Here is a 17,911-nt window from a genome sequence, read left to right as displayed (position 1 = left end):
GATGACCACCCCTGAACCCACCGACACGGGCTTCCTCTCCGCGATCTCGCAGCGGGAGGGAGGAGTCGCCATCGAGCTCGAAGGCGTCAGCAAGACCTACCCCGGCCAGTCGGCGCCCGCTGTGGAGGACTTCTCGATGCGGATCGAGCCCGGCGAGCTGGTCATGTTCGTCGGCCCGAGCGGGTGCGGCAAGACCACCACGATGAAGATGATCAACCGCATCATCGAGCCGACGAGCGGAGTGATCCGGATCGACGGCAAGAACGTGCTCAGCCTGGATCCCAACCAGCTGCGTCGGCACATCGGCTACGTGATCCAGCAGATCGGCCTGTTCCCGCACCTCACGATCGCCGAGAACATCGCCGTCGTCCCGAGGCTCCTCGGCTGGACCAGGCAGCGCACCGCCGAGCGCGTCGACGAGCTGCTGCGCACGGTGCAGCTCGACCCGGGCCAGTTCGCGCAGCGCTACCCCAAGCAGCTCTCCGGCGGTCAGCAGCAGCGGGCCGGAGTCGCTCGGGCGCTCGCCGCCGATCCGCCGGTCATGCTCATGGACGAGCCGTTCGGCGCGACGGACCCGATCACGCGGGAGAAGCTGCAGGCGGAGTTCCTGCGCCTGCAGAGCGAGATCGGCAAGACGATCATCTTCGTCACCCACGACTTCGATGAGGCGATCCGCCTCGGCGACCGGATCGCCGTGATGAGCGAGAGGTCGCGCATCGAGCAGTTCGACACTCCGGCAGCCATCCTCGCGGCGCCGGCGAACGACTACGTCGCCTCCTTCATCGGCAGCGGCGCGGCGCTCAAGCGCCTCGCGCTGATTCCGGTGCGGGGCGCCCGCCTCGCCGCGGCAGGCCCGTCGGGGTCGCCGCGGGTGGGATTCTCGGCCACCCTCCGCGACGCGCTCGACCTGCTCGTGCTCACCGGAGCACCCTGCGTCGACGTGGTGGACGGCGGCGGAACCGTCCGCGGCTCCCTCGACCACGCTGCGATCTCCGCGGTGCTCACCGGCGACTCCGACCCGTCGGCCGCGCCGGGACAGGTCCGCTGACATGGCCGTCATCGCTCCTTCCGTCGCGCTCCGCGCCGGCCGCTCGGGCCGCGTGCTGCGCCGGGTCGCCGCTCCACTGGCGGTGGCCGTCGTGCTCGCAGTCACCCTGCTCTGGCTGAGCAGCAGCACCCTCGACTCGATCGAGCAGCGCACGCTCAACCCGGGCTACATCCTCGCCCGCGTCGGCGAGCACGTCGTGCTCACCGTGACCGCCTCAGCGCTCGTCGCGGTCCTCGCGATCCCGGCCGGCATCGCCGTCTACCGGGCGAAGTCGAAGGTGTTCCACACCGTGGTGCTGGGGCTGGCGAACATCGGCCAGGCGACGCCCGCGGTGGGCGTGGTGATCCTGCTGGCGATCGTGTGGCAGACCGGATTCGCCACCGCACTGGTCGCGCTGGTCGCCTACTCCTTCCTCCCCGTGCTGCGGAACACCCTGACGGGGCTGGAGCAGGTCGACGCCGGCGTCCGCGAGTCGGCGCGCGGGATGGGGATGACCCCGAACCAGGTCCTGCGGCGGATCGAGCTGCCGCTGGCCTCGCCGGTGATCCTCGCCGGGCTCCGCACCTCGCTGGTCTTCTGCGTCGGCGTCGCCACCATCGCCACCTTCATCAACGCCGGCGGGCTCGGCGACATGATCGTCAACGGCCTGAAGCTGCAGCGCTATCCCGTCCTGATCACGGGCGCCGTGCTCGTGGCCTGCATCGCGGTGCTCATCGACTGGGCCGCAGGCCTGGTCGAGGACGCCGTGCGCCCGCGCGGCCTCTAGCCGCCGGCCCGCCCCCCTCACTCCTGCACATCCGCACCCCCGCACACCCCTGCACAGAAGGAACAACCATGAAGAAGCGAACCGTCGTCATCGTCGCCGCGGCCGTCTCGAGCATCGCCGCCCTGAGCGGATGCTCCGGGGGCGCCTCCCAGGGCTCGGGAGGAGCGGGGGACGAGCTCTCGGGCCTCTCCGGGGAGATCGGATCGAAGGACTTCTCGGAGCAGTACATCCTCGCCCACATCACCACGGACCTCCTCAACGCCCACGGCGCCGACCTGGAGGCGAACACCAAGCTCGTGGGCTCGGCGAACGTGCGCCAGGCGCTCGAGAACAAGGACTTCGTCGGCTACTGGGAGTACACCGGCACCTCCTGGATCACCTACAACGGCAACACGTCACCGATCCCCGGCGCCGAGGCCCAGTTCGCCGCGGTGAAGGAGGCCGACGCGAAGAAGGACATCGCCTGGCTCGACCCCGCGCCCCTCAACAACACCTACGCCTTCGCGATCCGGTCCTCCGAGGCCGAGAAGCTCGGCGTGAAGACGCTCAGCGACGTCGCGAAGCTGCCCGCCGACGAGCAGACGTTCTGCATCGAGAGCGAGTTCTCGACGCGCGACGACGGCTGGCCCGGTCTGAAGACCGCCTACGGACTCGACGTGCCCGACTCGAACGTCACCCTCCTGGACACCGGTGTCATCTACACCGCCACCCAGAAGGGCGACGACTGCAACTTCGGCGAGGTGTTCCAGACCGACGGCCGCATCTCGGCCCTCGACCTGACCGTGATGGAGGACGACCAGCAGTTCTTCCCCGTCTACCAGGGCGGGTTCACGCTCCAGCAGTCGGTGCTCGACGAGTACCCGGCGATCGCCGACGTGATGGCCGAGGTCTCGCCGTTGCTCACCACGGAGGAGATGCAGAAGCTCAACGCCCGCGTCGACGTGGACGGCGAGGACCCCGAGGACGTCGCCAGCGAGTGGCTCGACGAGCAGGGACTCCTCGGATGACCGCCCCGATCCTCGAGGTCGGCGAGAGCTTCGTCGGCGAGGGCGTCAACGCCGCCCACATCAACACCGTTCTCGGCGCCCGCACCGGCCCGGCCGGGACGGCCTGGGCCACCGCCCTCGCGACTCCGAGCGCCGGCCACGTCCCCTTCGTCGCCGTGCTGCGCCCCTCGCTCCCGGTGAAGCCGCTCACGCTGTTCGTCACCAAGTCGGCCCCGGCCGGCGACGAGCACGGCGTGATGATCTGGGGCCCGGCGCAGGCCGGCGTCGCGGCGGGAGTGGCGGACGCGGTGGCCGACGGTTCCGTCGATCCCGCCGCGGTGGACGAGTGCGTCGTGATCGCCGCGGTCTGGGTGAACGCCGCGGCCGACGACGCCGACGCCGTCTACCGCCACAACCGCGAGGCGACCGCGACCGCACTCCGCAACGGTGCCCGGCACCTGCCGCCGCTGGAGGACGTGCTCGCCGCCCGCGGCGCTCCGGCGAACCCCTTCTACACGGCTCCGGCCGCCCCATGACAGGAGACACGATCACCATGCCCCCCGCCACCACCCCGACCGTCGGGTTCATCGGCCTCGGCAACATGGGCTCCGGGATGACCAGGAACCTGCAGAAGGCCGGCTTCCCGCTCGTCGTCACGGACATCCGCCGCGAGTCGGCAGACGAGCTGGTGGCGGGAGGCGCCGTCTGGGCGCCGACCGCCGCCGAGGTCGCGGCCTCGAGCGACCTCGTCATCACGATGCTGCCGACTCCGCGCCACGTCTCGGACGTCGTCGGCGGCCCCTCGGGCATCCTCGCGGGGATCGCCGACGGCGGCACCTGGATCGACATGTCGACCTCGGTCCCCGAGGTAGCGGACCGGGTCCGCGCCGAGGAACGGCACCGGGGCCTGCGGGTCCTGGACGCACCGGTCAGCGGCATGGCCGTCGGTGCCGCCAGCGGGATGCTGCAGATCTTCGTCGGCGGAGAGGCCGAGGACGTCGCCCGGGTCCGCCCGGTGCTCGAGGCGATGGGCGATCCGGAGCGGATCCTGCACGTCGGCGGCCACGGCACCGGCTACGCGGTGAAGCTGATGATCAACCAGCTGTGGTTCTCGCACCTGGTCGCGACCGCCGAGGTGCTGGCGATCGGCACGAAGGCCGGCGTCGACCTCGGAGTGCTGCGCGACTCCCTCATCGCGAGCCCCGCGAACAGCACCTTCGTCGAGCGCGACGTGCTCTCGATCCTGACCGCCGGCGATTACGACGAGGGCTTCGCCATCGCTCTCGCCTGCAAGGATCTCGGCCTCTCGATCGACCTCGCCCGCTCGGTGGGCGTGCCCGCCGAGCTCAGCGGCCTGGTGGAGCAGATCTACCGCCGCGCCCGCGCCTCCTACGGCGATCGCGCCGGAGAGATGACGCCGTTCCGCCTCTACGAGGACCTCATCGGGCGGGACCTGCGCCTGTGACCGCCACGACCACCACCCTGGAGACCCGCATGACCACCGCAGCCGACGAGGCCGCCCTCCTCGCCCGGATCCCCGTGCAGCTGCTCCTCGGCTCCGGCTGGGCCGACTCCGCCGACGGCTCCACCTTCGCCGTCCAGGATCCCGCCACCGGCCGCACGCTGCTCGAGATCGCCGACGCCCGCCCCGAGGACGGCGTCCGCGCACTCGACGCCGCGGCCGCCGCGCAGCGCGGCTGGGCCGCGACCGCTCCCCGCACCCGCGCCGAGATCCTCCGCCGCGCCTTCGAGCTCGTCACCGAGCGAGCCGAGGACTTCGCGCTGCTGATGACCCTCGAGATGGGCAAGCCGCTGGCGGAGTCGCGCGGCGAGGTCGCCTACGGTGCGGAGTTCCTGCGCTGGTTCTCCGAGGAGGCGCCGCGGATCTCAGGGCGCTACGCCACAGCGCCCGACGGGATCAACCGCCTCCTGGTGCTGAAGCGCCCGGTCGGTCCGTGCCTGTTCATCACCCCGTGGAACTTCCCGCTGGCGATGGCCACCCGCAAGATCGCGCCGGCGATCGCGGCCGGGTGCACGATGATCCTCAAGCCCGCCGCTCTCACGCCGCTGACCGCGCTGCTGCTGGCGGAGGTGCTCCGCGAAGCAGGCCTGCCCGACGGCGTGCTGACGGTGCTGCCGACGACCAGCGCCGGAGCCGTCACGGGTCCGCTGCTGCGCGACCCGCGCCTGCGCAAGCTGTCCTTCACCGGCTCGACCGAGGTCGGCCGTCGGCTGATCGCCGACTCGGCGGAGCAGGTCCTGCGGGTCTCGATGGAGCTCGGCGGCAATGCCCCGTTCCTCGTCTTCGACGACGCCGATCTCGACTCCGCCGTCTCGGGCGCCGTGCTCGCCAAGATGCGCAACGGGGGCGAGGCGTGCGTGGCCGCCAACCGCTTCCTGGTGCAGCGCGGCATCGCCGAGCGCTTCACCGCGGCCTTCGTCGAGCGGATGGCCGGCTTCCGCGTCGCCCGTGGCACCGAGCCCGGCTCCACTCTCGGGCCACTCGTGGACGAGGCGACCCGCGGCAAGGTGTCGGAGCTCGTCTCCGGCGCCCTCGAGGACGGGGCGACTCTCGCCCTCGGCGGCTCCGCCGTCCCGGGTGCGGGCTACTTCTATGAGCCGACCGTGCTCACGGACGTGCCGCGCGACGCCAGGATCCTCGACGAGGAGATCTTCGGCCCGGTCGCCCCGATCGTCGTCTTCGACACCGAGGCGGAGGCGGTGGAGCTCGCGAACGCGACGCCTTTCGGCCTGGTCGCCTTCGCCTTCACCCGCGACCTCGACCGCGGGCTCCGGCTCGCCGAGGAGCTCGAGACCGGGATGCTCGGCCTCAACGCCGGGGTCGTCTCCAACCCGGCCGCGCCCTTCGGCGGCGTGAAGCAGTCGGGTCTCGGCCGCGAGGGCGGGGCCGAGGGCATCGAGGAGTACCTCGAGACTCGCTACGTCGGCATCGCCGATCCGCACCACGCCTGAGACCTGGAAAGGACCTCTCGATGGAGATCACCGACTTCTCGACCGACTACTTCTCGCTCGCCGGCCGGACCGCGGTCGTCACCGGCGGCAACACCGGCCTCGGCCGCGCCTTCACGCTCGCCCTGGCCACCGCCGGCGCCGACGTGCTCGTGCCGAGCCTCGCCGAGGACGACGGCACCACCCGCCGGCTCGTCGAGGCGACCGGCGCCCGCTACGAGTTCGTCGAGGCCGACATCAGCGTCCGCGGCACGCCCGCCGGGGTGGTGGAGACCTGCGTCGAGCGCTTCGGCGCGATCGACGTGCTGGTCAACTCCGCCGGGATCTGCCTGCTCGCCGACGTCGACGACTTCGGCCGCGAGCAGTGGGACCCGATGCTCGCCGTGAACCTGACCGCCGCGTTCGAGCTGGCGCACGAGGCCTCTGTCCGGATGCGCGCGCAGGGCGGCGGGAAGATCATCAACATCGCCTCGCTGTTCTCGTTCCTCGGCGGCAAGGGCTCCCCCGCGTACGCCGCGACCAAGGCGGGGATCGTCGGCTTCACCAAGGCCTACTGCGACGAGCTCGGCCGCGACAACATCCAGGTCAACGCTCTCGCTCCCGGCTACTTCGCCACCGCCATCACCGCTGCCACCCGCGCCGACCCGGACGCGGACCGCCGGGTCCTCGAGCACATCCCCGCCGAGCGCTGGGGCGACCCGGGCGACCTGATGGGCGCCACCGTCTTCCTCGCCTCGCGCGCCTCCGACTACGTCAACGGCCACGTCCTGGTCGTCGACGGCGGCTACCTCGTCCGCTGATGACCTCCCTCCCGACCCTTCCGAAAGCGATGGACCACCGCATGGCCGCCTCCCGTTCCCCCCTCCGCCGCGACGAGATCGTCGCCGCCGTGACCGAGCTGCTCGGCGCGGGATCGGTCGACACCGACCCGCGCGAGCTGGAGCTCGCCTCCGTCGACCGCTTCAAGAAGTACCAGTCGGTGCACGGGATCTTCGACGGGCCGATCCCCGCCCTGATCGTCTACCCGCGCACCGCCGAGGAGGTCGCGGCCGTCCTGCGGTTCGCGGACGCGAATCTGATCAACGTGGTCCCCCGCACCGGCCGCACGGCCACCGAGGGCGGCCTCGAGACCGTGATCGAGGACACGATCGTGCTCGACGGCTCGCGCATGGACGCGATCCTCTCGATCGATCCGGTCGACATGATGGCGACCGTGCAGTGCGGCGTCCCGCTGCAGCGCCTCGAGGACGTGCTGCGCGAGCAGGGCCTCACCACCGGCCACTCACCGCAGTCGAAGCCGCTCGCCCAGTACGGCGGCCTGGTCGCCACCCGCTCGATCGGCCAGTTCTCGACGCTCTACGGTGCGATCGAGGACATGGTCGTCGGACTCGAGGCCGTGTTCCCGGACGGGACGGTCGCGCGGATCAAGAACGTGCCGCGCCGCGCCGCGGGACCGGACCTGCGCCACGTCGTGATCGGCAACGAGGGCGCGCTCTGCGTGATCACCGAGGTGACGATCAAGGTGTTCCGGTACCAGCCCGAGAACAACCGCTTCTTCGGCTTCCTCGTCGACGACTTCGCCGACGGCGTCGACGCGCTGCGCGAGCTGGTGACCGCGGGCTACCGTCCCTCCGTCTGCCGTGCCTACTCACCCGAGGACGCCGCCCAGCACTTCGCGCACTTCGCCGGGGGGAGGAGCGTCGTGATCCTCGTCGCCGAGGGCCCGAAGCGGATCGCGGACGCCACCGCCGAGGCGATCGAGGAGCTGTTCGCCTCCCGCCCGCACGAGCGCGTCGAGACGGCGCTGATCGAGCGCTGGTTCGACGGCCTCAACTGGGGCCAGGACAAGATCGACGCCGAGAAGGAGACGATGCTGCGCGAGGCGCACCTCGGCTACACGACCGAGGTCTCGATCGACTGGTCCCGTGTGCGCGCGCTCTACGACGCGGTCATGACCCGGATCCGCGAGGAGTTCCCCCGCGCCGCCGACCTGACGATGCTGGGCGCGCACTCGTCGCACAGCTACCAGACCGGCACGAACCTGTACTTCGTCTACGACTACGCGATCCAGGTGTCCCCGCGCGAGGAGATCGACGAGTACCACGTCCCGCTCAACGCGATCATCGTCGAGGAGTCGCTGCGCCTGGGCGGCTCGATGGTGCACCACCACGGCATCGGCAAGTACCGCACGCCGTGGACGCAGCAGGAGCACGGCTCCGCCTTCGGGATGCTGACCACGCTCAAGGCCGCCTTCGACCCGCGCGGAGTGATGAACGCGGGCACGCTGATCGCCCTCGACTCGTGAGCGTCGCGGAGGGGACGCGCTACGTCGTCGCAGTGGACAACGGGTCGCAGAGCACGAAAGTGCTGATCATCGATCAGGACGGGGTGGTGCACGCCTCTGCGCAGCGCCGTCTCCTCCAGTACGAGACGCCGGAGCCGGGGCGCGTCGTCCATCCGGGCGACGACGTCTGGGAGTCCGTCGTCGAGGCCTGCGCCGAGGCCATGGCCTCGTTCCGCGGAGACACGGCGCAGGTGGTGGGCCTGGGGCTGTGCACCATCCGCTTCTGCCGCGCGCTGCTCGACGCCGACGGTCGCCTCGTCGAGCCGATGATGAGCTGGATGGACGAGCGTGTCTCGCGCCCGCACGTCCAGCGGCCCGGAGTCGCCTTCGTCACCACTTCCTCCGGCTACGTCACCCACCGCCTCACCGGCGAGCGCCGGGATGCGGCAGCCAACCACCAGGGCGTCTGGCCGATCGACCAGCGGACGCGGCGCTGGTCCGAGGACCCCGCCGCCTACGAAGCGACCGGCATCCGGCCCGAGCAGCTGTTCGAGCTCGTCGATCCCGGCGGCCTCCTCGGGCATGTCAGCACCGAGGCGGCCGGAGCACTCGGCCTGCCCGCAGGACTCCCCGTGTTCGCGACCGCGAACGACAAAGCGGTCGAAGCGCTGGGCAGCGGCCTGCGCTCCGACGACCAGCTGCTGCTCTCCCTCGGCACCTACATCGCCGCGATGTCGACCGGGCCGTTCGCACCCTCCTCCGAGGCGTACTGGGTGAACTTCGGCAGCGAACCCGGCCGCTACCTCTACGAGAGCGGCGGGATCCGCCGGGGGATGTGGACGGTGAGCTGGTGGCGGGACCTGCTGGCCGGCGGCCTGACGGACGAGGAGTTGAACGCGGGCGCGGCGCTCGTCGCACCCGGCTCGGACGGCCTGATCACGCTGCTCGACTGGCTGGCCCCGGACGACGCCTCGCACCGGCGAGGGGCGATGCTCGGCTTCGACGGACGGCAGGGCCGATTCCACGTGCACCGCAGCATTCTCGAGGGGATCGCGATGACGATGCGGGGGCACGTCGACCGGATGGAGCACGCGCTCGGACGGCGGTTCCGCGAGGTCGTCGTCTCCGGAGGCGGATCCCGCTCCGACCTGATGATGAGCATCGTCGCCGACGTCCTCGACCGTCCCGCGCGCCGCGTGCAGGTGAACGACGCCGCCGGGATGGGCGCCGCGATCTGCGCACTGGTCGGCGCCGGCGTCCACGACGGTTTCGGCACCGCGATCGACGCGACCGTCCGCGAGCGGGACACGGTCCTGCCTCACTCCGAACGCGTCACGACCTACCGGAGGCTCACGGCGCGCTACGCAGGTGTCGCCGAGTTCGCCGATCCGCTCTTCCGTCATCTGCTCGACGAGGACGGATAGGACATCCGCGCTCTCCGCGCCGGCGGCACCCCCGATCTGCAGGTGGCCCTCAACGGCGACACCGACCACCCCGCCATGCCCCGCACCGCGGAGGAGACCGCGGAGGACGCCGCGGCCTGCGTCGCCGCCGGAGCGACACTTCTGCATCTGCACGCCTTCGACGACGACGGCCAGGAGTCGCTGGCGGCCGGACCGGTCGGACGGATGCTGAGGGCGGTGCGCAGAACCTGCCCGGGCACACCTCTGAACGTGACGACCTTCGCCGAGATCGTGCCCGACCCCCGGCAGCGCCTCGCGCTGATCGACGAGTGGACGGAGCTGCCGGACCTCATCGCCGCCAACCAGGGCGAGGCGGGCATCGACGACGTGACCGCCCTGCTCGCGAGCCGCGGCGTGGGTGTGGAGGCGTGCGTCCTCTCCCTGTCCGACGTCGAGGAGTTCGTACGGGCGGGAGCACCGTCGCGCTTCGTGCGCCTCGTGATCGAGCCCCTCGAGGCCGACTCCGACGACGCTGTCGCACTGGACGCCGAGATGGAGGCCATGGTCGCCGCGGCGGGCATCACTCTGCCGCAGCTGCACCACGGCATCGGCCGGGCCTCCTGGCAGGTGAGCCGCCGGGCGATCGCGCGCGGTCACAGCATCCGCACCGGGCTCGAGGACACCTCCGTGCTGGAGGACGGCACGCGGGTCTCCTCGAACGCCGAGCTGACCGCAGCGGCGGCGGCCCTGATGGGCACCCGTGGCGAGAGCAGCAGCGCGTCACGGTGATGATCCGCCGGAACGCCGCACCAGGACGCTTCAGGGGGTGAGCCTCGGCGCGGGTCAGGCCAGGGTGCGGAGGGCCTCGGCGAGGTGGGGGTGCGCGAAGGTGAAGCCGGCGTCCTCGAGGCGGGCGGGCACGACCCAGCGGGATTTGAGCAGGAGCTCGGGCTCGGTGCGGAGCAGGAGCGTCGCGGGCTCGAGGACGAAGCGCGGAGCCGGCACGCCGATCCGCCGGCCCACGGCGGCACGGAGCAGTCGGGAGAGCTCGGTGCTGTCGCTCGGGTTCGGCGACGCGAGGTTCACCGGCCCGTCGAGGCTGGACTCCTCGAGGAAGCGGATCGACCGGTGGACGTCCTCCACGTGGATCCAGCTGAAGTGCTGACGGCCGCGGGTGCGCCGGTGCTCGTGATGCACGCCGGCCTCGCGACGGGCGCGCGTCGAGGGCCACGGCCCGTCGAACTGCGGACCGCCGAGGCCGAGCCGCGCCAGCCGCAGCAGGATCGCCGTCGCCGGCCCGTCTCCGAGCACGATGGCCATCCGCAGCGCCAGACGCCGCACGCCGGGGGTCTCCCCCGCGAAGAACTCCGACTCCCACGCCCGCGCCACGTCGACCGAGAAGCCCTCGCCGAGCACGCCCTCGTCCTCGGTGTTCGCCCGCTCCTCCTCGTGCCGGTAGATCGTGGCCGTGCTCGCGTTCATCCAGACCGGCGGAGGAGTCGCGGCCGCCGCGACCGCACGATGAAGCTCCGCCGTGGTCGCCACGCGCGAGCGGAGGATCTCGGCGCGGTTCGCCGCGGTGTACCGGCAGTCGACGCTCTTGCCGGCGAGGTTCACCAGGAGGCGCGAACCGTCGAGCAGGCGGGCGATGCCGGCGGTGTCGCCCCAGCGCGCGTCCGGCCCGGAGCGGCCGATCCGCCTGACCGTCCAGCCGTCGGCGGTGAAGCGGCGGGCGAGGTCGGTGCCGAGGAAGCCGCTCGCTCCGGCGAGGACGATGACGGGTCGGTCAGCGCTGCTCATCGCCCCATCGTGCCGCACCGACGCGGCGGCGGTGTTCCGAACGAAGGAGGAACGCCCGCGAGCGACCGAGGTCACGCGGATCCGCCGCCGTGGAAGCACTTCCTTCCTTCGTTCGACACCGCACGACCGACAGCCGCGTCGCGCCGACCTGGTCAGAGCAGACGCGCCGCCTCGAGCGCGCCCGCGAGCCGCTCCGGGAAGCCGGGCGGCACCTCCGCGGGCAGGGCATCGACCGGCCACCAGGCCACGTCGTCGCTCTCGTCGCTCACGATCAGTGGGGCGTCGGGATCGGCGAGAGCGCCGTAGCCCACGTCCCAGTGGCGGGCGCACCGGCCGAAGCCGCTGCCGAGCCCGTGGCGGTCGAGATCCAGCGGGAGCTCGCCGAGCGGGCGGAGCCGAGCCAGGCCGCTCTCCTCCCGCGCCTCACGGAGGGCCGCGGCGGCCACGGAGCCGTCGCCCGGCTCGACATGACCGCCGAGCTGCACCCAGAACCGGCCCTTGCGGTGGAAGCAGAGCAGCACCCGCGCGAGATCCGGCGAGAGCACGAAGCAGCTCGCCGTGACGTGCTCGGGTGAGCCGTCGCGCTCGAGCGCCGACTCGCCGCGCTGCTCGAGGAACGCCAGGTACTCGTCCCGCAGGAGCGCGAGCGCACCCGCGTCCCACTCCTGCAGCTCGCCCGCCAGCCGCGCCCCTCGCTCCCCCGTCACGCGAAGGACCCTACCTCCCCTCCGCGAGATGCCACTTCGGTACGCGACACGCCGTGCGTGGCCTACCGAAGTGGCATCTCGCGGGAGGGAGGAGGGATGGGAGCGTCAGACGGAGAGGCCGGAGAGGCCCTCGCGGTCGACGCGGCGGTGGAAGCGCATGCCGGCGAGACCGCCGAGCACGGCGCCGACCAGCGCGACGACCAGCGCGGCGAGCGCCGTCACGATCGCCGCGACAGTGGCGTCGCCGGCGTCCAGCGGGATCGTCGGGAAGCCGCTGACCGCGGACAGCGCCTGGCTGCCGCCGGTGATCGCCGAGACGATGCCCACGACGATCGCGACGACGACCGCCCAGGCCCACACTCCGACGCCCTGCTTCGCTCCGCTGAAGCGGGCCATGCGGCCGGCCACGTAGCCGCCGCAGTAGTAGGCGACGAGGAGGATGACCAGCAGCGCGATCGCGCCCGCCCAGCCGAACGCCGCGGGGTCGGCCGCGAGGTCGCCGGTGACGTCCTGGGTCCCGATGACGGCGGCCCCGATCGCGGTGACGAGGGCGGTCAGGAGGACCGCGAGTCCGGTGGCGGCGAGCCAGCCGAAGAAGGCGCAGCCGATCTTGAAGCCGCCGAAGCGGTCGCGCTCGCGCTGGTGGATGTCCTTGCGCGCGGCCGCACGGGCCTGCTTCGCCTCGGCGGAGTCGGGGTCGACGGGTGCGCGGTGCTCGGGGCCGGTGGGCGAGGAGCCGGTCCGCGAGGAGTCGTCGTGCGCCGAGACGACCGGCGAGGAGCCGGCCCGCGAAGCGCCGGTCGCGCCGGTCGTCGACTCCGCATGCGAGCCCTCCGTCCGCGGCACGGCGGTCGTGTCGTCTCCTGTGCCCGGAGTGCCGGTGCGTCCGGGCAGTCCACTGTCGGAACCCGGGTCCCTGTCTGTCGTGCTCATGTCGAACCTCCTGGCCGCGCCCCCGGAACGGGGCGGATGCTCTCAGTCAAGACCCGGCGAGTCCCCGGTGTCGCGGGCTTGACGGCCGATCAGCGCTCCGGATCGTCAACCCCCTGCGGGCGGGGCCCCGAGCGGCTTGCATGGAGGAACGCACCGACGAGAGGGAGAGCAATGACTCCGGAATCCCCCGAGCAGACACCGCCCGGCACCGAGGCCGAACTGACGCCGAAGGCCGACCACGGCGAGACCAGCTACCGCGGCACCGGCCGCCTCAGCGGCAAGGTCGCCCTCGTCACGGGCGGCGACAGCGGCATCGGCAAGGCCGTCGCGATCGCGTTCGCGCGCGAGGGCGCCGACGTCGCGATCTCGTACCTCGACGAGCACGACGACGCCGAGGACACCGCGAAGTGGATCCGGGAGGCCGGCCGCGAGGCACTGCTCCTCCCCGGCGACCTGCAGGACCCGGCGCACTGCCGCTCCGTCGTCACCGAGACCGTCGAGCGCTTCGGCCACCTCGAGGTCCTGGTCAGCAACGCCGCCTTCCAGATGAGCCGCGAGAGCGTCACCGACATCCCGGACGAGGAGTGGGACCGCACGATCGCGACCAACATCAGCGCCTACTTCCACCTCGTGAAGGCGGCGCTGCCCCACCTCAAGGAGGGCGCGTCGATCATCGCGACGAGCTCGGTGCAGTCCGACCAGCCGTCGTACCAGCTGCTGCCCTACGCGGCGACCAAGTCGGCGATGCTCAGCATGACCGCCTCGCTCGCGCAGGCACTCGGCTCGAAGGGCATCCGCGCCAACGCGGTCGCACCGGGCCCGATCTGGACCCCGCTCATCCCGAGCACGATGCCCGCGGAGGCCGTCGCCGAGTTCGGCGAGCAGGTCCCGCTCGGCCGCCCGGGCCAGCCGGCCGAAGTCGCCCACGCCTACGTCCTGCTCGCCTCCGACGACGCCAGCTACATGAGCGGGTCGACGATCGCCGTCACCGGCGGGAAGCCGATCCTCTGATCCCGCTCCAGGGCACCGCTCACCCGCAGGATTCCGCGATAGGTTCCTGCGGGTGAGCGTCCACATCCGCAGCATCGAGACGGCGGTGCCGACCACGGTCCTGCGCCAGTCCGAGGTGCGCGACCTCTTCGCGTCCCAGCCCGCGATGACCCGTCTCGGGTCCCGCCTGATCGGCGCGGCCTTCGACGCGTCCGGGATCGACACCCGCAGCACGGTGGTCGACGAGCTCGACCGGGTCGAACGGGAGGGTGCGAGCGTTTTCTACGACGCCGCGAGCGGCCTGGTGCTCGATCCGGGGACGGCGGCGCGCAACGCCGTCTACACCGAGCGCGCTCCCGAGCTCTTCACGGAGGCGGCCCGACGCGCCCTCGCGTCCGCGTCGATGACCGCCGAGGACGTCACCCACGTGGTGACCGTCTCCTGCACCGGCTTCTACGCCCCGGGGCCCGACTACCAGCTGGTCCGTCGGCTCGGGCTCGCGCCCTCGACGCAGCGCTTCCACCTCGGCTTCATGGGCTGCTACGGCGCCTTCCCCGGGCTCCGCGCCGCCCGCCAGTTCTGCGAGGCCGACCCGGAGGCGGTCGTCCTCGTCGTCGCGGTCGAGCTGTGCACCATCCACCTCACCAGCTCCAACGACCCGGAGCAGATCGTCGCCACCTCCGTCTTCGCCGACGGAGGAGCGGCGGCCGTCGTCACCGCCCGCGAAGCCGCTCCCGGCACACCGGTGCTCGAACTCGACGCGCTCGCCACGACGCTCACCGACGAGGGCGAGACCGAGATGGCCTGGACGATCGGCGACCACGGCTTCTCGATGCGGCTGAGCACCTACGTGCCCTCGATCATCGGCGCGAACATCGAGGCGGCCGTCGCCCCGCTGCTGGCCGGCGCCGAGGTCGAGCGGAGCGACGTGCAGCGCTGGGCGATCCACCCCGGCGGCCGCAGCATCCTCGACAAGGTGCAGGCCTCGCTCGCCCTCAGCGACGAGCAGCTGGCCCCGTCGCGCGAGGTGCTGCGGACCAACGGCAACATGTCGAGCGCGACCGTCCTCTTCATCCTGCGGCGCCTGCTGCACGGCGAGGCGGCCGACGGCGAGCGGATCGGCGCGATGGCGTTCGGGCCCGGCCTCACCGTCGAGCTCGCGCTGCTCACCAAGCGGGGCGGGGAGTGACTCCGCGAGCCCCTCTCGCGCCGGACCTGCGCCACCGCGAGGTCTCCGAGCAGGAGCTGATGGACGACCCGGAGTGCGACCGGACCCTGCTCGACGCCACCTACGCCCGCTTCGGCACGGTGAACCGGCTGGTCTCGGGGTGGCGCGGCCTCTACCGCTCGCGCCTGCGTCCGCTGCTGCGGCCCGACGAGCCGTTCCGCCTGCTCGACATCGGCTCCGGAGGCGGCGACGTCGCCCGCTCCCTCGCCGGCTGGGCACGCGAGGACGGACTCCGCCTGGCGATCACCGCCGTCGATCCGGACGAGCGGGCCTCCGGCTTCGCCACGTCGACGTCCGCGCCGCCCGGAGTCGAGTTCCGCCGCGCGAGCAGCGCCGACCTGGTCGCCGAGGGCGAGCACTTCGATCTGGTGACCTCGAACCACGTGCTGCACCACCTGTCGCCGGAGTCGCTCGCCGAGCTGCTCGCCGACAGCGAGCGCCTGGCCCCGCGCGCCCTCCACAACGACATCGAGCGCTCGCGGCTGGCCTACACGGCCTACCTGCTGGCGACGCGCCCGATCGCGGCCGGCTCGTTCCTCCACTACGACGGGTCGCTGTCGGTGCGCCGCAGCTACACCGCTGCCGAGCTGCGGGCGGTGGCGCCCGAGGGGTGGCGGGTCGAGCGCGCGGCGCCCTACCGGCTGCTGCTCGCGCGGGGCGACGTGTGAGGACGCGGCGGAGGGCGAGCGCATCCGGTCCGCTCTGGCTGCGCGCCGCCGCTGTCAGCTACTCCGCCAACTGCGCCCTCGGCACCGCCGTCGCCACCGGCGCCCTCCGCACGGGCCGCTGGCACTGGATCCACCACGCGCTCTACGTCTGCACGTCGACGCTCACCGCTCTGGCCTGGGCGACGCTGCGGCGGTCAGCCCCCCGCGCCGCGGCGGCGCTGGCTCCCGCCGCCGTCCCGCTGGCGGTGATCCCCTTCGCCGGGACGCACGGACATCGGCACCCGGCGATCGCGCTGGCGGCGGCTCCGTTCGTGCTCGCCGCTCTCGGGCGGACGCGGAGGCCTGAGCGGCGGCGCGGCGTGCTCCAGCGCCTCAGAGCCGGGGCGGCACTGCGCTGACGGTCCCCGCCTCTAGCGCGGGGGCTCGACGTCGCGGTCGGGGTCGGCGCGGTACGAGCGGAGCGCCTGCCAGCCGGCGATCGCGAGGATGAGCGCGCCGCAGAGGATCGTCAGCATGTTCGGCACCGAGAAGCCGGAGCCCACCACCGAGTTGATGCCCGCGCCGAGCACGAACACACCTCCGAGAAGGTAGAAGATGACCCTCGTCTTCACCGTTCCACCGCTTCCCTCGAGCCTGCACAGGACCCTCGATGGTACCGCGCGCGCCCCGGGCCGCCGCCGCTCCCCCTGTGCGCGATCGATCGGGGCAGGATCGAGGCATGGAGTTCCTCGATGTCGTCCGGCGCCGGAAGACCACCAACGGCGCGTTCCTGCCCGACCCCGTCTCGGAGGAGCACCAGCGGCTCCTGATGGAGGTGGCCGGACGCGCCCCGTCGCAGCTCAACAGCCAGCCGTGGCGGTTCGTGCTCGTCGAGGAGCGCGAGACCATCGACCGGATCGCCGCGATCAGCGGCGAGAGCATGACCACCGCGATGTCGAACGGCACCTTCTTCGAGCGCTACAAGCCCTACTTCCGCTTCAGCAGCGAGGAGATGGAGCAGCGGCGCGACGGCATGCTGTTCGACAGGCTGCCGGCTCCGCTCCGCCCCTTCACGAAGCAGGTCTTCACGAAGCGCGGGCAGTTCCTGATGAACTCCCTCCGCGTCCCGCAGACCCTCGGCGAGGAGAACCGCCGGCTCGTCGCGGGATCGCCGCTGCTGCTCGGGGTGATGCTCGACCGCTCCGAGTACCGGCCGGGCGAGCTCTCCTCCTTCTACTCGGTGTTCAGCATGGGCGCCGCGATGGAGAACGTCTGGCTGAGCACGGTCGAGCTGGGGATGGGGATCCAGTTCGTGTCGTTCCCGATGGAGGTGCCTGGGGCGTGGGCGCGGATCGAGTCGCTGCTCGCCGTGCCCGACGAGCTCGAGCTGATGGCGGTGTACCGCCTCGGCTACCTGCCTCCGGAGCAGCGGCGGCCGGCGATCGACTGGTCCTCGCACCAGCGGAGGCTGCCGTCGCAGTACGTCTTCCGCGGCACCTGCGCGACCCCGCAGGAGGGATGGGACGCGCCGGCCGGTCCGTGACGAGGATCCGGAGTGACGCGGCCGGCCGCCGGAGGAGCCCGCGCCTGCTCCCCGGCCCCGACCGACCGGAGATCCGCGACGGAGCATCGACTCCGCCGATACGCGTCGGCTAGGGTGGCGCCCAGCACGCCCGGCAGTGCTACGTCCCGTCCGCGGGACTGTCAATGGGGGTCCGGCGTGTCTCCTGCCCGATTCCCCGCACCGGGGTCCGAGCGGATACCGTCCCCCGAGGAGCCGTCCGCCAGGGCCGGCCCGATGAACGAAGGGGGCCCGTGGCCACGCTCATCTACGGACCGCAGAACCTCGAGATCGAATTCGAGGAGCGCGTCCTCGCGCACCTGAAGGTCGCCGTCCTCTCGAAGCTGCGCCGCAACGAAGCCTTCTCGCTCTCGTGGATGGAGGACGCCTCCACCGGACACGGCCGGAGCTCCGTCTGGCTGCACCCGTCGGTGCCGCTGCACTTCCGCTTCACCGAGGCGCACCAGCCCAAGCTCAACCGCGCGTGGATCGAGCAGATGCTCAGCGTCGCCAGCATGCACGGCGAGCTCTCGGTCCTGCCGGAGCCCGAGGAGCAGCGCCAGGGCTCCTGAGCCCCGCTGCCTCGCG

General features: G+C 72.1%; 20 protein-coding genes. 16 read left to right on the top strand and 4 right to left on the bottom strand.

Annotated features, from left to right (window positions below):
* The first annotated feature begins 1 nt into the window (after nucleotide 1).
* The 10 genes from GSU45_RS01205 (at nucleotide 2) to GSU45_RS01160 (ending at nucleotide 10,246) form a co-directional block, all read left to right on the top strand.
* The gene (locus GSU45_RS01205) at nucleotides 2-1,048 is read left to right on the top strand and encodes an ABC transporter ATP-binding protein (protein WP_159912010.1); all 1,047 of its coding nucleotides are present in this window, start codon (nucleotides 2-4) and stop codon (nucleotides 1,046-1,048) included.
* A gap of 1 nt (nucleotide 1,049) precedes the next feature.
* Nucleotides 1,050-1,814 (top strand): ABC transporter permease, encoded by a 765-nt coding sequence (locus GSU45_RS01200; protein WP_159912008.1) that lies wholly within the window; start codon nucleotides 1,050-1,052, stop codon nucleotides 1,812-1,814.
* Nucleotides 1,815-1,882: 68 nt separating this feature from the next.
* A complete protein-coding gene (locus tag GSU45_RS01195; RefSeq protein WP_159912006.1) occupies nucleotides 1,883-2,821 on the top strand; it encodes a glycine betaine ABC transporter substrate-binding protein in 939 nt (312 codons plus the stop codon).
* A complete protein-coding gene (fae, locus tag GSU45_RS01190) occupies nucleotides 2,818-3,336 on the top strand; it encodes a formaldehyde-activating enzyme (RefSeq protein ID WP_159912004.1) in 519 nt (172 codons plus the stop codon). Before GSU45_RS01195 ends, fae begins: the two co-directional genes overlap by 4 nt.
* Nucleotides 3,337-3,353: 17 nt before the next feature.
* Entirely contained in the window at nucleotides 3,354-4,265 is a 912-nt protein-coding gene (locus GSU45_RS01185; RefSeq protein ID WP_159912002.1) for an NAD(P)-dependent oxidoreductase, read from the top strand.
* A gap of 29 nt (nucleotides 4,266-4,294) precedes the next feature.
* Nucleotides 4,295-5,773 (top strand): NAD-dependent succinate-semialdehyde dehydrogenase, encoded by a 1,479-nt coding sequence (locus GSU45_RS01180; RefSeq protein ID WP_159912000.1) that lies wholly within the window; start codon nucleotides 4,295-4,297, stop codon nucleotides 5,771-5,773.
* Between the two features lie 20 nt (nucleotides 5,774-5,793).
* Nucleotides 5,794-6,570, top strand: coding sequence for an SDR family oxidoreductase (locus GSU45_RS01175; RefSeq protein ID WP_159911998.1), 777 nt, complete (start codon nucleotides 5,794-5,796; stop codon nucleotides 6,568-6,570).
* A 41-nt stretch (nucleotides 6,571-6,611) separates the two neighbouring features.
* Nucleotides 6,612-8,075 (top strand): FAD-binding oxidoreductase, encoded by a 1,464-nt coding sequence (locus GSU45_RS01170; RefSeq protein ID WP_159911996.1) that lies wholly within the window; start codon nucleotides 6,612-6,614, stop codon nucleotides 8,073-8,075.
* Complete coding sequence (locus tag GSU45_RS01165; protein ID WP_159911994.1) at nucleotides 8,072-9,478, top strand: FGGY family carbohydrate kinase; 1,407 nt, start codon at nucleotides 8,072-8,074, stop codon at nucleotides 9,476-9,478. Before GSU45_RS01170 ends, GSU45_RS01165 begins: the two co-directional genes overlap by 4 nt.
* Nucleotides 9,479-9,520: 42 nt before the next feature.
* Complete coding sequence (locus GSU45_RS01160) at nucleotides 9,521-10,246, top strand: 3-keto-5-aminohexanoate cleavage protein (RefSeq protein WP_208543472.1); 726 nt, start codon at nucleotides 9,521-9,523, stop codon at nucleotides 10,244-10,246.
* A gap of 54 nt (nucleotides 10,247-10,300) precedes the next feature.
* Here the strand turns inward: GSU45_RS01160 and GSU45_RS01155 are convergent, their stop codons facing one another.
* From GSU45_RS01155 to GSU45_RS01145, 3 genes are all read right to left on the bottom strand, one after another.
* Nucleotides 10,301-11,257 carry a DUF1731 domain-containing protein gene (locus GSU45_RS01155; RefSeq protein ID WP_159911992.1) on the bottom strand — a complete coding sequence of 319 codons (957 nt, stop codon included), beginning with the start codon at nucleotides 11,255-11,257 and terminating at the stop codon, nucleotides 10,301-10,303.
* A 152-nt stretch (nucleotides 11,258-11,409) separates the two neighbouring features.
* Nucleotides 11,410-11,964 (bottom strand): NUDIX domain-containing protein, encoded by a 555-nt coding sequence (locus GSU45_RS01150; protein ID WP_244248171.1) that lies wholly within the window; start codon nucleotides 11,962-11,964, stop codon nucleotides 11,410-11,412.
* A gap of 105 nt (nucleotides 11,965-12,069) precedes the next feature.
* Nucleotides 12,070-12,897, bottom strand: a complete 828-nt coding sequence (locus GSU45_RS01145; protein WP_208543471.1) for a hypothetical protein — start codon at nucleotides 12,895-12,897, stop codon at nucleotides 12,070-12,072.
* Between the two features lie 171 nt (nucleotides 12,898-13,068).
* Here GSU45_RS01145 and GSU45_RS01140 point away from each other — a divergent pair, with 171 nt between their 5' ends.
* From GSU45_RS01140 to GSU45_RS01125, 4 genes are read left to right on the top strand one after another with little or no spacing between them, the layout of a single operon-like run.
* Nucleotides 13,069-13,908, top strand: a complete 840-nt coding sequence (locus GSU45_RS01140; RefSeq protein ID WP_159911990.1) for an SDR family oxidoreductase — start codon at nucleotides 13,069-13,071, stop codon at nucleotides 13,906-13,908.
* 52 nt (nucleotides 13,909-13,960) lie between these two features.
* On the top strand, nucleotides 13,961-15,076 hold the full coding sequence (locus tag GSU45_RS01135; protein WP_159911988.1) for a 3-oxoacyl-[acyl-carrier-protein] synthase III C-terminal domain-containing protein: 1,116 nt from the start codon (nucleotides 13,961-13,963) through the stop codon (nucleotides 15,074-15,076).
* On the top strand, nucleotides 15,073-15,783 hold the full coding sequence (locus GSU45_RS01130) for a class I SAM-dependent methyltransferase (RefSeq protein WP_244248170.1): 711 nt from the start codon (nucleotides 15,073-15,075) through the stop codon (nucleotides 15,781-15,783). The genes GSU45_RS01135 and GSU45_RS01130 overlap by 4 nt, the downstream gene beginning before the upstream one ends.
* A complete protein-coding gene (locus GSU45_RS01125; RefSeq protein ID WP_159911986.1) occupies nucleotides 15,780-16,181 on the top strand; it encodes a hypothetical protein in 402 nt (133 codons plus the stop codon). The genes GSU45_RS01130 and GSU45_RS01125 overlap by 4 nt, the downstream gene beginning before the upstream one ends.
* 12 nt (nucleotides 16,182-16,193) lie before the next feature.
* Here the strand turns inward: GSU45_RS01125 and GSU45_RS01120 are convergent, their stop codons facing one another.
* On the bottom strand, nucleotides 16,194-16,394 hold the full coding sequence (locus GSU45_RS01120; protein WP_159911984.1) for a hypothetical protein: 201 nt from the start codon (nucleotides 16,392-16,394) through the stop codon (nucleotides 16,194-16,196).
* A 107-nt stretch (nucleotides 16,395-16,501) separates the two neighbouring features.
* Between GSU45_RS01120 and GSU45_RS01115 the strand changes: the two genes are divergently transcribed.
* Both GSU45_RS01115 and GSU45_RS01110 read left to right on the top strand, forming a co-directional pair.
* On the top strand, nucleotides 16,502-17,305 hold the full coding sequence (locus tag GSU45_RS01115) for a nitroreductase family protein (protein ID WP_159911982.1): 804 nt from the start codon (nucleotides 16,502-16,504) through the stop codon (nucleotides 17,303-17,305).
* A gap of 272 nt (nucleotides 17,306-17,577) precedes the next feature.
* The gene (locus tag GSU45_RS01110) at nucleotides 17,578-17,895 is read left to right on the top strand and encodes a hypothetical protein (RefSeq protein ID WP_244229547.1); all 318 of its coding nucleotides are present in this window, start codon (nucleotides 17,578-17,580) and stop codon (nucleotides 17,893-17,895) included.
* The last annotated feature ends 16 nt before the right edge of the window (nucleotides 17,896-17,911 follow it).

It is taken from the genome of Rathayibacter sp. VKM Ac-2801 (assembly GCF_009834245.1).
Lineage (GTDB): Bacteria > Actinomycetota > Actinomycetes > Actinomycetales > Microbacteriaceae > Rathayibacter.
Note: the sequence above shows the minus strand (reverse complement) of the source record. Positions and strands in the feature narration are given on the sequence as shown.

Excerpts from the sequence above, each read along its gene's own strand:
- GSU45_RS01205 (WP_159912010.1), top strand. The coding sequence starts at position 2 with ATGACCACCCCTGAACCCACCGACACGGGCTTCCTCTCCGCGATCTCG.
- GSU45_RS01200 (WP_159912008.1), top strand. The coding sequence starts at position 1,050 with ATGGCCGTCATCGCTCCTTCCGTCGCGCTCCGCGCCGGCCGCTCGGGC.
- GSU45_RS01195 (WP_159912006.1), top strand. The coding sequence starts at position 1,883 with ATGAAGAAGCGAACCGTCGTCATCGTCGCCGCGGCCGTCTCGAGCATC.
- fae (WP_159912004.1), top strand. The coding sequence starts at position 2,818 with ATGACCGCCCCGATCCTCGAGGTCGGCGAGAGCTTCGTCGGCGAGGGC.
- GSU45_RS01185 (WP_159912002.1), top strand. The coding sequence starts at position 3,354 with ATGCCCCCCGCCACCACCCCGACCGTCGGGTTCATCGGCCTCGGCAAC.
- GSU45_RS01180 (WP_159912000.1), top strand. The coding sequence starts at position 4,295 with ATGACCACCGCAGCCGACGAGGCCGCCCTCCTCGCCCGGATCCCCGTG.
- GSU45_RS01175 (WP_159911998.1), top strand. The coding sequence starts at position 5,794 with ATGGAGATCACCGACTTCTCGACCGACTACTTCTCGCTCGCCGGCCGG.
- GSU45_RS01170 (WP_159911996.1), top strand. The coding sequence starts at position 6,612 with ATGGCCGCCTCCCGTTCCCCCCTCCGCCGCGACGAGATCGTCGCCGCC.
- GSU45_RS01155 (WP_159911992.1), bottom strand. The coding sequence starts at position 11,257 with ATGAGCAGCGCTGACCGACCCGTCATCGTCCTCGCCGGAGCGAGCGGC.
- GSU45_RS01145 (WP_208543471.1), bottom strand. The coding sequence starts at position 12,897 with ATGAGCACGACAGACAGGGACCCGGGTTCCGACAGTGGACTGCCCGGA.
- GSU45_RS01140 (WP_159911990.1), top strand. The coding sequence starts at position 13,069 with ATGACTCCGGAATCCCCCGAGCAGACACCGCCCGGCACCGAGGCCGAA.
- GSU45_RS01115 (WP_159911982.1), top strand. The coding sequence starts at position 16,502 with ATGGAGTTCCTCGATGTCGTCCGGCGCCGGAAGACCACCAACGGCGCG.